The organism is Cytobacillus kochii (genome assembly GCF_020171845.1).
Taxonomy (GTDB): Bacteria; Bacillota; Bacilli; order Bacillales; family Cytobacillaceae; genus Cytobacillus; species Cytobacillus kochii.
In genome coordinates this window covers 268,488-280,170 of record NZ_JAIVAM010000009.1, presented here as the reverse complement: position 1 = coordinate 280,170, position 11,683 = coordinate 268,488, and the positions used below count along the sequence as shown (strand labels likewise).

The following is an 11,683-nucleotide window of genomic DNA, read 5'->3' as shown; positions in this document are numbered from 1 at the left end:
ATGCGAGTTGAAATGACATTTGCAGTTAAAAGCGTTATACTTTATAAGGAACATTAGATATTAGTGACACAAGCAGGGGGTATGACAAATGAAGGATATCATCCATATTACAGGTAACGTCAAATATACAATTACACTCGATCCAAGTGTATGGATTTTTGATGACCGAAAAATTGACCTTGATACATATTTTGAGAATCAAGAAGAATTACCGAATGAAAAGGAGGAATATACGAAAGCAGCCTCTAAACATTGGGATCGTGAAATAATGGAAGGTGCCGTTTACCCACCAACACTTAAAACAGAAAAGAAATTTGAAAAGGTTCGTGTCTTAACCGGTACTTTTGGGATTCCCTTCTTGCCTTTTCTTACAAATGCTGAGCCAAATAGTGGATCGAGGACAATAGAAGTACATTGTGAGAATGAAACAGTCAGTATCCCTATGACAGAGGCAGAAAACCTCATTCTCGCCTTTTCTTTAAAGGGTAAACCATTGAAAGAAGATGGTCCAGTGCATATTTATTATAAAGATGGAAGCAATCGCCTACAGCCGATTAAAAACGTACAAGATTTCCATATTATATAAAAAAAAGACTGAATCGAGAGCAACTATGCTCGTTCAGTCTTTTTTTATAGAAGTATTTAAGAGTATCCTTATAAGATATCAGCAGCGAGTTGAGCTAGCCCTGACCTTTCACCTTTAATCAATTTGGAATGGCCGGCAATCTTCTGATCTTTAAACTTTTCGACAACGTAAGTAAGACCATTATTATAGGCATCTAAATATGGATGGTCAATTTGTTCAGGATCCCCCATTAAGACAATCTTACTACCCTCACCAACTCTTGTTAAAATCGTTTTTACTTCATGCTTTGTTAAATTTTGTGCCTCGTCAATAATAATAAACTGGTCAGGTATACTTCTCCCTCTTATATAAGAAAGAGCCTCAACCTCAATTGAACCCATTCCTGCCAAAATGGCATCTAATTCCCCTGGCTTCTTAACATTAAATAAATATTCAAGATTATCATGAATCGGTTGCATCCATGGCCGTAATTTCTCTTCTTTTTCTCCTGGCAAGAACCCTAAATCCTTACCAACTGGAACAATTGGTCTAGCGACAAGTAACTTTTTGAAATCTCCTAAATCCTCAGTCTGCATTAGGCCTGCAGCTAGCGCGAGTAACGTCTTTCCAGTTCCTGCTTTACCAATTAAAGTAACAAGAGGCAAGTCCCTGCGTAAAAGCAGTTCTAATGCCATCGTTTGTTGTACATTTCTTGGTTTAATACCCCAAATATGATCATAATCAAAAATAAGTTTTTTCAATTTCCCTTTCGTTTGATCAACAATGCCAAGTGCAGAAGCTGATGAACCAAGCGCATCTTTTAGAATGACAAATTGATTAGGATAGAATGAATGGTTTCCTACTTTATTTAGTGATAATTCTCCTTGACTGTAAAATTCATTCACCATATCTAAATGGAGATATACTTCAAGAAAACCTGTATATATATGATCATTTTCAATCACGCGATCGCTTAAAAAATCTTCGCTTAGTAAACCAATAGCATCTGCCTTTACTCTTACAAGCGCATCTTTACTCACAAGAATAACTGGTCTACCACCTTCTTTTGTCTCTTCTTCTAATGAGAGGTTCTTAGCGACAGCCAAAATCCGATTATCGTTCGTTTTCTCAACAAAAATTTCTTGTAGCTGGTGAAAAGAACGATGGTTTAGTTCAATGCGTAAGCTTCCACCATTTTCAAGAAGGATTTGCTCATGCAATTTCCCGGACTGTCTCATACTGTCAATCATTCTTGATACTTGCCTTGCATTCCTCCCAATTTCATCCATATACCTTTTTTTCGAATCTACCTCTTCTAACACCACAGCTGGAATAACGACTTCATTATCCTCAAAAGAATAAATGGAATTTGGATCCTGCAATAAGACATTTGTATCTAACACGTATATTTTACTCAACCCGATGCCTCCCGCCATTAGAAATACATTAGTGCATAAATAGTTCATTGCTTGTTAGTTTCAACATTTTCAATATCAACATGGACAAATCTAACTTTGCTAAAATATATGATTTATCGCATAAAGATAGAAGAACTTTCGCACACTAGTTGTAAACATTTACTTTTTTTAAAGTTTAATCTTGATGGAGGTAGTATAATGAAGTACTTTCACGTTCTACTATCATTATTTATCGTACTCAACTTAACGGGGTGTGGTGCACAAAATAACGCACAATCTTCACAAAATGAGAAAGGTACACCTCATACAGTTAATGTAAAAAATAGTACCATATCTGAACAAGAAGTATTGACTGGACAAGAGACTTCTAAGCACTTAGCCACATTAGCTTCTGATAATCGTCGTGTGAACGATGCAACTGCTGTCGTATTAGGTGACTATTGCATCGTAGGTATTGATATTGATGAAGATGTTGAGCGGTCTGAGGTTGGCTCGATAAAATATGCAGTTGCTGAAAGCTTAAAGCATGACCCCTACGGTGCGAATGCTGTAATTATTGCCGATCCTGATTTATATGCCAGACTTAAGGAAGTAAAAGAGGATGTGGAAAATGGCCATCCGATAAAAGGGGTTTTAAATGAGTTAGCTGATATTTCTGGTCGAATGATGCCAGAAGTACCTGGTGATATCATTGAACCGAATAAATCAGAGGAAACGGAAGAATCAAAAGAACAGCTTAATGAAACAGAATCAAAAAAATTAAATAAGCATCAAGAGGAACAATCGAATTATCATAAGTAATTCACGACAGCATCCTTTCATTTCAAAAACAGCTAGTTTATAATAAGGAAAATGCTTGTTTATTAGAAAAGGATGTATATAAATGAAAGTACAATGCGTTATTTGTGATAAAATTGAATCAATTGATAATGAATCTTATGAAGCAAAACGATTAAGAAACCGACCTATTCACACATATATGTGTGTTGAATGCAATGACAGAATAACTACGAAGACGAATGAAAGAGCAGCTACAGGCAACTTTAAATTGTATAGAAGTAAACAAGAAGAAGAAGAATGGTAATTTAAAATCCCTCCGTTAAAGATAAAACGGAGGGATTTCATATTAGTTAACAAAATGCCATCTTTTTTTCCAACCTTTTGAAATAACCCTGCTTTGAAATAATTGCATTCTCTTCCTCGAAGCTGAAAAAAACGGAGTCGGCTTGATACGAAAATGAATAAGGTCTTCTATGCCCCATGGTGCCGTTATGACTAATTGATTTTCGCTATCTAACTTTACGCCAATAGCGGTGGCCGTCTCCGGAAATTTTGCAATAGCGTCCTCTGAGGATTGATAAGGCGGCAGGCCATTAACAGAATGCATTCTCGCTTCATTCTTAACTGACCAAGGAATATGCGGTAGTATCTTGTGTAATTTTTCTTCATAGTATTTTTCAATGGTTTCACTCAATTGCTGATTATCATAATAGATGACATCAACATCAGGCAATGGCGTCTTTTCTTGAAAATGATGAAGGGTATCCCATACTTTTGATCGAACAAAACCAGCACAAATCCACCAATCAGGTAATTGAAGTTGTTTAGCGGCTTTTAATATGGCCATCATTTCTTTATCATCTCTAATTAACTGTAAAATATCTCCTTCATTTCGAATCATCTATTTCCTCCCCCTAAGCTTTCTTCAATCCCTTCAATAATCCACTCACCACAACACGCCAAACCATAGCAAGTTCCATGAAATTGCCTAGCACAATCAATGGGATCATTTTTGAAGTATACTATATCAAATCCAATCAACTTACATATACTTTCGGGTAGTAAGGCTACACCTAGCCCTTTAGCAACTAATTTAAACCCCATTGCTCACTCTTAAAAGGAAGCCTTTGGTGAACTGCAGAACGGATACAATCGACAATAACCTTTTCGATGTAATATAAAGCTTTCAATCGCTAACTCTTGCAGTCGCACTGTTTAGTCCCTTTATTTTAACGATAAAGAAGAGAGATGTACATAATTGTACAAAATGCACTATCATTGTCCAGTATCCATATTTCAAAGTGTTTTCCGAAACTATCTCCGAAATATGTTCATGAACGAAATACTCTTCAATCCGGTAGAGCCGTTTTGAACAAATAAAAATGAACCCCTTTCCTCACGTCTCATCTAGATTCGAGCCTGTCACTAACAGAGCTCTATTCTTTCTCTAATTCTGAGGCGTTTGAATCTTCTCCTCATCGACCAATCTTTTAAGGCGCACTGTTGCTCTTTGTACTACTATAATATAATAAAAAAACTGCACCTCCATTGTTAGTTGTGTGTCTAACAATTTGGGTGCAGTTCAAATCGGGTGGCGTTTTTTTATTATACCGTGGGGAAGTTTTTGTATTTTTCAGGTTCTGCTAATATTTGTTTTAACATCACTTCTATTAATTCAATCGGATATTTTGCTGATTTACTATCTTCATTATCTCTATAAGAGACATGATAGAATAGATCAGCTTTTTCATATTGGATTTCGTTAATTCCGTGATCATTTTTCAACATTTGTAAAAACATTTCTTCTGTTTCGGTTGCTGCTTCATCCTCTGGTCTCGCATCAGTCACAACTTTAATGGTAAGCCAATTATAAATACTATCATGCACGTTCAATTAAAATCTCCCCCACTCTTCATTATTCCGCGCTGGCTCTTTGTTGTTTCTTTTCTTGATGAAGACGGATTTTATATATTATTAATATGACAGCAGCAACGACAAGTCCTTCTGCAATTGGTAAAAATACCCCTAAGAAAGTTAGCATTGTACATCCCATAAATAAGAACGCATATATAATTATTGATTTTAGTAAAGGAAGCTTTTTAGCAAACCCTAACTTAAAGACAATAATACAGAGTGCAACAATGGTGAGATACAACAACCACATCCCTAGATCTGAATTCTCATGAACTTTATATAGTGCTGCAAAAAAGGAAAGGTGATCTTCAATCATGCTCCAAATCCTCCTTAGTATGTATTAAGGAAGGAGGCAATATGAATTACCTCCTCTTTTTCGAGTGACTATGTGGGCTTAAGCTTCAGCGTATTTTTTCTTTTTAGCTGCTTTTTCTCGTTCGTTTTTATCTAGAATTTTTTTACGAAGACGAATCGATTCAGGTGTAACTTCACAAAGCTCATCATCATTTAAATATTCGAGTGCTTCTTCAAGCGTCATGATTCTAGGCTTTTTAATTGTTGATGTTTGGTCTTTCGTTGCACTACGAACATTCGTTGCATGCTTGACTTTTGTAATATTAACAGCTAGATCATTTTCACGTGTATGTTCACCAACAATCATACCTTCGTAAATTTCTGTGCCAGGCTCTACAAATATTGTACCACGGTCTTCTACCTGCATGATACCATAAGTAGATGCTTTTCCACTCTCCATGGAAACTAGCACGCCTTGTCTTCTTCCACCTACTTGACCTTGCATCATTGGTTGATAGCTGTCAAAAGTATGGTTAATGATTCCGTAACCACGAGTTTGTGTTAAGAATTCAGTTGTATAACCAATTAATCCACGAGCAGGGACATGGAAAATTAATTTCACTTGACCGTTCCCGTTATTAACCATATCTAGCATTTCACCTTTACGCGCACCAATAGATTCCATAATGGCACCAGTATATTCTTCAGGAACATCAATTTGAACGCGTTCAATTGGTTCAGACTTAACACCATCAATTTCTTTTATAATAACAACTGGCTTAGATACTTGAAGTTCGAAGCCTTCACGACGCATATTTTCAATTAAAATCGATAAGTGAAGCTCTCCTCGACCAGATACAGTCCATGCATCAGGAGAATCCGTTTCTTCCACTCTTAAGCTGACATCTGTTTGTAATTGCGCATGCAAACGTTCTTCGATCTTTCTTGCAGTAATATATTTTCCTTCTTTACCAGCAAATGGACTATTGTTCACTTGGAAGGTCATTTGTAATGTTGGTTCATCGATTCGTAATACAGGAAGAGCGTCTTGATTATCTACCGGGCATACTGTTTCCCCGACATTGATATCTTCCATTCCAGAGACAGCAATTAAATCTCCTGCTTTTGCTTCTTGTATTTCAAGGCGTTTCAAACCAAAGAAACCAAACATTTTTGTTACACGGAATTGCTTAACAGACCCATCAAGCTTCATTAACGCAACTTGCTCGCCTACTTTCATCGTTCCGCGGAATACACGACCAATCCCAATTCGTCCAACATAATCATTGTAATCTAATAGTGCTACTTGGAATTGTAAAGGTTCTTCACTATTATCAATTGGTGTTGGGATATTATTGACGATTTCTTGATATAAGCATTTCATATCTTCATCTTGTTTTTGTGGATCTAGACTAGCTGTTCCATTAATAGCAGAAGCGTAAACAACAGGGAACTCTAATTGCTCTTCAGTTGCATCTAATTCAATAAATAGATCAATGACTTCATCAATGACTTCTTCAGGACGAGCAAAGTCTCTATCGATTTTATTGACAACGACGATTGGTGTTAAATTTTGCTCTAATGCTTTTTTCAATACAAATCGCGTTTGTGGCATACAACCTTCATAAGCATCGACTACAAGCAATACACCATCAACCATTTTCATAATCCGTTCTACTTCCCCACCAAAGTCAGCGTGCCCTGGTGTGTCAAGTATATTAATACGCGTATCTTGATATTTGATAGCTGTATTCTTAGCAAGGATTGTAATTCCACGCTCTCTCTCGATATCGTTGGAATCCATTGCACGTTCTTCTACATGCTCATTTGTACGGAATGTTCCAGACTGCTTTAATAATTGGTCAACCAAAGTTGTTTTACCATGGTCAACGTGGGCGATAATCGCAATATTACGTATATCATCTCTATGTTTCAACTATGTTTCCTCCTAGCTGATTGTGTAAACCTTCTTACTATGTGAAGATATATAATCAGTTTATTTTCTTTTCATTTTTGACTAAAAATCACTGCCTTCATACTATAACTGATACATTATATCACATATATTGTAGAAAACTAACTTCTTTTTGTGTAAAATAAGTTCTGTGGACGATTATGGTATCCAATGTACAAAATTGGAGGTTAGGATTAAATGAAAAATATTAAATGGCCATTATTAGCTTGTGCGATTGCTGCGGCTATATGTATAGGCGGAATTGGTATTGCTATCGGAGAAAGAAGTATTCTTGGATTTCTTCTATGTATCGTAGGTATCGTTGCTGTTATGGGATACGGCTTTACGCTGAAGAAAAAAATGCGAGAAAATGGAGAATTATAAAGGCTAAAATACAACATCAAGTTAGAAAAATGGTGCCGACTACCCTTGAATTGGACAAGCCTGGCACCATTTTTTTATTACCAATTTCCACTATTTAAATACTGCTGAAGAATTTCTTCATGTACACCCGGTCTTGCAACAAATACTGAAGTTTGAGGTGTAATCATCAAGGCTTCCCCTTTTAAATTTGTCGTTTTCCCTCCAACTTCATTGATTAAAATCATGCCGCCACCATAATCCCAAGGAGCGAGTCGCAAACTTATATAAGCATCTAGACGACCAGAAGCAACATAGGCCATTTCAAGCGCAGCAGAACCATACGATCTTGTTCCTCTCGCATCCTTTACTAATGGAGCAAGGTAACTAGGGTCAATACGCTTGTTACTCGTTACCCAAGTGGCATTGATGCCAATTATTGCATCTCTTACTTCACCCTTAGTCAATGGCTTCAGCTTCGTGTCATTCATGTATGCACCCTCACCACTAATCGTATGATACATTTCATCATGTACCACATCATAAATCATCCCGACTTTACCGACTCCCTCATGAAATACACCAATGGAAATGGCAAAATTTCTTTGTTGGTGAATAAAATTCATGGTGCCATCAATGGGATCAATCACCCAAATAATCCCACCTACATCCGCAAAATCATCACCAAAACCTTCTTCGCTTAAGATTCGATGTGATGGAAAATGGTCATGTATTTTACCAATAAGAAATTGCTCGGTTCCTTTGTCCATATCCGTGACAAGGTCATTGCGATGAGATTTTGTTGCAATGGTTAATTCTTCACTAAATGATGCTTTGATTCTCTCTCCAGCTTCCTTCACCCATGTGGTGGCTAATCTATGTATTTCATTCCAATTAGTCATTTTCATCCTCCACTCTTTATTAAGCGGTATAAAATACCATTAGCTTATCGAAAAAATAGCAATACTTCAAGTGAACAGCTTTAAAAAGCAATAAGCGAACTTAACTGCTTGCTGTTAAGTTCGCTTTAACATCTTTATTCATCACAACTTAAAATGCATTAAGCTTGAGAAGTTCCTGTCTGATTTTTTCAAGCTTTTTCTTTGTAGATTTTACTTCCTCTTCATCTTTCAGTTCTAAAGCTTCAAAAAGTGTTGCTAACTCATAATCCATCTCTAATCGCAATACTGCCGTTCTTTCTTTTTCAAATGTAGCCATTTTGATTGAATTAATTAGCTGCTTCATTAGACAGTGCACCCCTTTTCGTTTTAGTAATTTCACAAGAAAAGTTTTCTGATTATTTTTACTTTTATCATATGAAGCTTCTTTTCACAGTGCAACAAAATTGTACGTTTACCTATGAAGAAGATGATTTTACCCAATTGATTATTATTTTGGTGTACAAAATTGGTTCTCTCTCCCGGTTTTATGCTACAATATGCGACATAGTAAAACGGTTTAAGGAGTGTTTACATATGACATTTAATGGATTTAAGAAAGAAGATTTCGATGTTTTTACAATTGATGGTTTAGAAGAAAGAATGGAAGCCTTAATTGCAACAGTAAGACCCAAACTTGAAGCACTTGGAGAAACATTTTCCCCTTTTCTCTCTACGGAAACAGGTGATGAAATGATTCCTCATGTGGCTAAGCATGCGAGAAGGACAAAAAATCCACCAAATGATACTTGGGTCGCTTTCGCCAATAATACAAGAGGCTATAAGATGCTTCCTCACTTTCAGATTGGTCTGTGGGAAACGCATGTATTTGTCTGGTTTGCCATTATTTATGAAGCACCGAATAAAGTTGAGATTGCTGAAAAATTGCAAACCAAAATAGATAAAATCTATGATGATATCCCACAAGACTTCGTTTGGTCATTAGATCACACGAAACCAGAAGTGATCAAACATAGCGACCTTACAAAGGATGAGCTAGAAAACATGTTTGTTCGACTACAGAATGTCAAAAGAGCAGAGTTACTCTGTGGTATAAATATGTCAAAAGAAGAAGCAATGAAACTTTCTGGTTCTGAATTTACTACTTACACAGAGAGTGTTTTTAAAAAAGTTATACCCCTCTATAAAATGTAATAAACCTCTGTAAAGTTTAATCATTTTATAAAAAAAAAGCAGTGAAGACTGGTTCAAACCGTCTCTTACTGCTTTTTCTTATTACATTTTAATTTTACTACTCTCATCTGCTTTTTTTGCCATTTGAACCGTGCGGTAAGAAGAATACCCACTTATTTCTTCAAAATCATTACAAAGGTTTCTCTCTTGTGCTTTGCCCGGTACGATTTCTTTAAAACGACGATAAGCAGCCATGAAATCTTCACGTTGAATTCCTTTTTCGTAAGCTTTTTCGACTGCTTGAAAAAAAGCAATTGCATCTATAATTTCTTCTGTTGACCAATCGCTTTCCATTGGATATTGATACTCCATATAAACACCTCTCACATAGATTACATGCTGATTGTACGGGAGTTAACGAAGAAGAGCAAGCATATGCTAAATTTTAGAATCTAAAAAAACATAGACAAGATTATTTAGTGGATATGCATTTATCTTAGTATGGGAAGAATCCACTCAAATGAATCATTTCATACGAATAATTGAATCCTCTAAAGATGATGGATCGTTAACTATCTATCCTCACGAATGGAGTGCAAAGTTAGCACAATAAAAATTTTTGTTTATCTTTCTATGCAGGAGGAAGGATAAATGCTATAATTCACTTGTTTGTTTGCAAAATTGATTGTTTAAAGAGGTGTGAATTTAATTGTCTCAAACAGAAACACCATTATTTAATGGACTTCTCTCCCACGCAAAACGCGAACCGATTCAATTTCATATTCCTGGACATAAAAAAGGAAGAGGGATGGATCCTGATTTCAGAAACTTTATTGGAGAAAATGCACTTTCGATTGACTTGATAAATATAGGTCCACTAGATGACCTGCATCGCCCATCAGGCATCATAAAAGAAGCACAAGACTTAGCAGCTGAAGCCTTTGGTGCTGACCATACGTTCTTTTCCGTACAAGGTACGAGTGGTGCTATTATGACGATGGTTATGGCTGTTTGTGGTCCTGGAGATAAAATTATCGTACCAAGAAATGTGCACAAATCTGTCATGTCTGCCATTATCTTTGCTGGCGCAACCCCTATCTTTATCCACCCTGTCGTTGATAAAGAATTAGGTATCTCACACGGTATCACAACTGATGCTGTTGAGAAAGCGTTAGAACAACATCCAGATGCCAAAGGGTTACTTGTTATTAACCCTACTTATTTTGGTATTGCCTGTGACTTAAAGGAAGTTGTTGATTTAGCCCATTCGTACGATATTCCTGTATTAGTAGATGAAGCACATGGTGTTCATATTCATTTTCATGATGAGCTCCCATTGTCTGCCATGCAAGCTGGTGCAGATTTAGCTGCTACGAGCGTCCATAAGCTAGGTGGTTCTATGACACAAAGCTCCATTCTTAATTTAAAGGGTACGAGAGTGTCAGCAAAAAGGGTACAGTCCATTCTTAGCATGCTAACGACTACCTCTACCTCTTATTTGCTTCTTGCCTCATTAGATGTTGCTAGAAAACGTTTAGCCACTGAAGGAAGAGCAATTATCGAGGAAACTATTGAGCTTGCTCAATATATGAGGAAAGAATTAAACGAAATTGAACATATTTATTGTGTAGGAAGAGAAATTCTTGGTACAAATGCAACCTTTAATTACGATCCTACAAAATTAATCATATCTGTGAAAGATTTAGGCATAAGTGGGTTTGATGTAGAAGTATGGTTAAGAGAGCATTACAATATTGAAGTTGAATTATCTGATCTATATAATATTCTCTGTATCATCACGCCTGGTGATGATAGAAGTGATGCGGATAAGCTTATTCATGCCTTGAAAGAGCTATCTAAAGAAAGACACGGAAAAGCAGCGAAAGTAAATCCGCAAGTGTTATTACCCAATATTCCATTATTAGCACTATCTCCTAGAGATGCATTTTATGCTGATAGTGAACTTGTTCCTTTTGATGAATCAGAAGGTAGAATTATTGCTGAATTCATTATGGTTTACCCACCAGGCATTCCTATCTTTACTCCTGGGGAGATTATTACAAAGGAAAACCTTAATTATATCAAAACAAATATGGAAGCTGGACTACCTGTCCAGGGACCAGAAGATTATGATTTTAAATATATTCGAGTAATTAAAGAACATAAAGCGATAAAATAAAACGCGAGATAAATGGTAATTGGCTTAGTTTCACATTTCTATTGCGAATCGAATGACATATTTGATTCGCATTTTTTATGGAAAATTATTATGATAAGAACCCTATAAAAAATGCCATAGATTAAATCTATGGCATTTGCACTCTGT

15 protein-coding genes are annotated in these 11,683 nt (G+C 36.2%); 6 read left to right on the top strand and 9 right to left on the bottom strand.

The window, feature by feature from the left end; genetic code table 11:
• Positions 1-88: 88 nt before the first annotated feature.
• Entirely contained in the window at positions 89-586 is a 498-nt protein-coding gene (locus tag LCM23_RS16190) for a peptidyl-prolyl cis-trans isomerase (protein WP_224937873.1), read from the top strand.
• Positions 587-654: 68 nt separating this feature from the next.
• Here LCM23_RS16190 and LCM23_RS16185 read toward each other — a convergent pair whose 3' ends face one another.
• Entirely contained in the window at positions 655-2,001 is a 1,347-nt protein-coding gene (locus LCM23_RS16185) for a PhoH family protein (protein WP_263624283.1), read from the bottom strand.
• A 180-nt stretch (positions 2,002-2,181) separates the two neighbouring features.
• On the opposite strand from LCM23_RS16185, the gene LCM23_RS16180 reads away from it, so the two are divergent.
• Complete coding sequence (locus LCM23_RS16180) at positions 2,182-2,784, top strand: YhcN/YlaJ family sporulation lipoprotein (protein WP_224937872.1); 603 nt, start codon at positions 2,182-2,184, stop codon at positions 2,782-2,784.
• An 82-nt stretch (positions 2,785-2,866) separates the two neighbouring features.
• Positions 2,867-3,067, top strand: a complete 201-nt coding sequence (locus LCM23_RS16175; protein WP_095369663.1) for a YlaI family protein — start codon at positions 2,867-2,869, stop codon at positions 3,065-3,067.
• A 42-nt stretch (positions 3,068-3,109) separates the two neighbouring features.
• On the opposite strand, the gene LCM23_RS16170 is transcribed toward LCM23_RS16175, so the two are convergent.
• The 5 genes from LCM23_RS16170 to typA all read right to left on the bottom strand — a co-directional run bounded on the left by LCM23_RS16170 (position 3,110) and on the right by typA (position 6,907).
• The gene (locus tag LCM23_RS16170; protein WP_224937871.1) at positions 3,110-3,664 is read right to left on the bottom strand and encodes a nucleotidyltransferase family protein; all 555 of its coding nucleotides are present in this window, start codon (positions 3,662-3,664) and stop codon (positions 3,110-3,112) included.
• Positions 3,661-3,867, bottom strand: a complete 207-nt coding sequence (locus LCM23_RS16165; RefSeq protein ID WP_224937870.1) for a hypothetical protein — start codon at positions 3,865-3,867, stop codon at positions 3,661-3,663. Before LCM23_RS16165 ends, LCM23_RS16170 begins: the two co-directional genes overlap by 4 nt.
• A gap of 501 nt (positions 3,868-4,368) precedes the next feature.
• Positions 4,369-4,650, bottom strand: coding sequence for a hypothetical protein (locus LCM23_RS16160; RefSeq protein WP_308937069.1), 282 nt, complete (start codon positions 4,648-4,650; stop codon positions 4,369-4,371).
• Between the two features lie 28 nt (positions 4,651-4,678).
• Positions 4,679-4,993: a YlaH-like family protein gene (locus LCM23_RS16155; RefSeq protein WP_224937868.1), complete on the bottom strand. Its 315-nt coding sequence runs from the start codon at positions 4,991-4,993 to the stop codon at positions 4,679-4,681.
• Between the two features lie 78 nt (positions 4,994-5,071).
• Positions 5,072-6,907, bottom strand: coding sequence for a translational GTPase TypA (gene typA / locus LCM23_RS16150; protein ID WP_224937867.1), 1,836 nt, complete (start codon positions 6,905-6,907; stop codon positions 5,072-5,074).
• A 216-nt stretch (positions 6,908-7,123) separates the two neighbouring features.
• Here typA and LCM23_RS16145 point away from each other — a divergent pair, with 216 nt between their 5' ends.
• Positions 7,124-7,309, top strand: a complete 186-nt coding sequence (locus LCM23_RS16145) for a YlaF family protein (protein ID WP_095369668.1) — start codon at positions 7,124-7,126, stop codon at positions 7,307-7,309.
• 77 nt (positions 7,310-7,386) lie between these two features.
• On the opposite strand, the gene LCM23_RS16140 is transcribed toward LCM23_RS16145, so the two are convergent.
• Together LCM23_RS16140 and LCM23_RS16135 are read right to left on the bottom strand one after the other, a co-directional pair.
• Positions 7,387-8,187, bottom strand: a complete 801-nt coding sequence (locus tag LCM23_RS16140; RefSeq protein ID WP_224937866.1) for an inositol monophosphatase family protein — start codon at positions 8,185-8,187, stop codon at positions 7,387-7,389.
• 148 nt (positions 8,188-8,335) lie between these two features.
• A complete protein-coding gene (locus tag LCM23_RS16135) occupies positions 8,336-8,530 on the bottom strand; it encodes a hypothetical protein (protein WP_095369670.1) in 195 nt (64 codons plus the stop codon).
• A 230-nt stretch (positions 8,531-8,760) separates the two neighbouring features.
• Between LCM23_RS16135 and LCM23_RS16130 the strand changes: the two genes are divergently transcribed.
• The gene (locus LCM23_RS16130) at positions 8,761-9,378 is read left to right on the top strand and encodes a YktB family protein (protein WP_224937865.1); all 618 of its coding nucleotides are present in this window, start codon (positions 8,761-8,763) and stop codon (positions 9,376-9,378) included.
• Between the two features lie 81 nt (positions 9,379-9,459).
• On the opposite strand, the gene LCM23_RS16125 is transcribed toward LCM23_RS16130, so the two are convergent.
• Positions 9,460-9,729 (bottom strand): UPF0223 family protein, encoded by a 270-nt coding sequence (locus LCM23_RS16125; protein ID WP_095369672.1) that lies wholly within the window; start codon positions 9,727-9,729, stop codon positions 9,460-9,462.
• A 337-nt stretch (positions 9,730-10,066) separates the two neighbouring features.
• Here LCM23_RS16125 and LCM23_RS16120 point away from each other — a divergent pair, with 337 nt between their 5' ends.
• Entirely contained in the window at positions 10,067-11,536 is a 1,470-nt protein-coding gene (locus LCM23_RS16120; protein WP_224937864.1) for an aminotransferase class I/II-fold pyridoxal phosphate-dependent enzyme, read from the top strand.
• Positions 11,537-11,683: the final 147 nt, after the last annotated feature.

Coding starts and splice junctions, on each gene's coding strand:
- LCM23_RS16190 (WP_224937873.1), top strand. CDS start 89: ATGAAGGATATCATCCATATTACAGGTAACGTCAAATATACAATTACA.
- LCM23_RS16185 (WP_263624283.1), bottom strand. CDS start 2,001: ATGGCGGGAGGCATCGGGTTGAGTAAAATATACGTGTTAGATACAAAT.
- LCM23_RS16180 (WP_224937872.1), top strand. CDS start 2,182: ATGAAGTACTTTCACGTTCTACTATCATTATTTATCGTACTCAACTTA.
- LCM23_RS16175 (WP_095369663.1), top strand. CDS start 2,867: ATGAAAGTACAATGCGTTATTTGTGATAAAATTGAATCAATTGATAAT.
- LCM23_RS16170 (WP_224937871.1), bottom strand. CDS start 3,664: ATGATTCGAAATGAAGGAGATATTTTACAGTTAATTAGAGATGATAAA.
- LCM23_RS16165 (WP_224937870.1), bottom strand. CDS start 3,867: ATGGGGTTTAAATTAGTTGCTAAAGGGCTAGGTGTAGCCTTACTACCC.
- LCM23_RS16155 (WP_224937868.1), bottom strand. CDS start 4,993: ATGATTGAAGATCACCTTTCCTTTTTTGCAGCACTATATAAAGTTCAT.
- LCM23_RS16145 (WP_095369668.1), top strand. CDS start 7,124: ATGAAAAATATTAAATGGCCATTATTAGCTTGTGCGATTGCTGCGGCT.
- LCM23_RS16140 (WP_224937866.1), bottom strand. CDS start 8,187: ATGACTAATTGGAATGAAATACATAGATTAGCCACCACATGGGTGAAG.
- LCM23_RS16135 (WP_095369670.1), bottom strand. CDS start 8,530: ATGAAGCAGCTAATTAATTCAATCAAAATGGCTACATTTGAAAAAGAA.
- LCM23_RS16130 (WP_224937865.1), top strand. CDS start 8,761: ATGACATTTAATGGATTTAAGAAAGAAGATTTCGATGTTTTTACAATT.
- LCM23_RS16125 (WP_095369672.1), bottom strand. CDS start 9,729: ATGGAGTATCAATATCCAATGGAAAGCGATTGGTCAACAGAAGAAATT.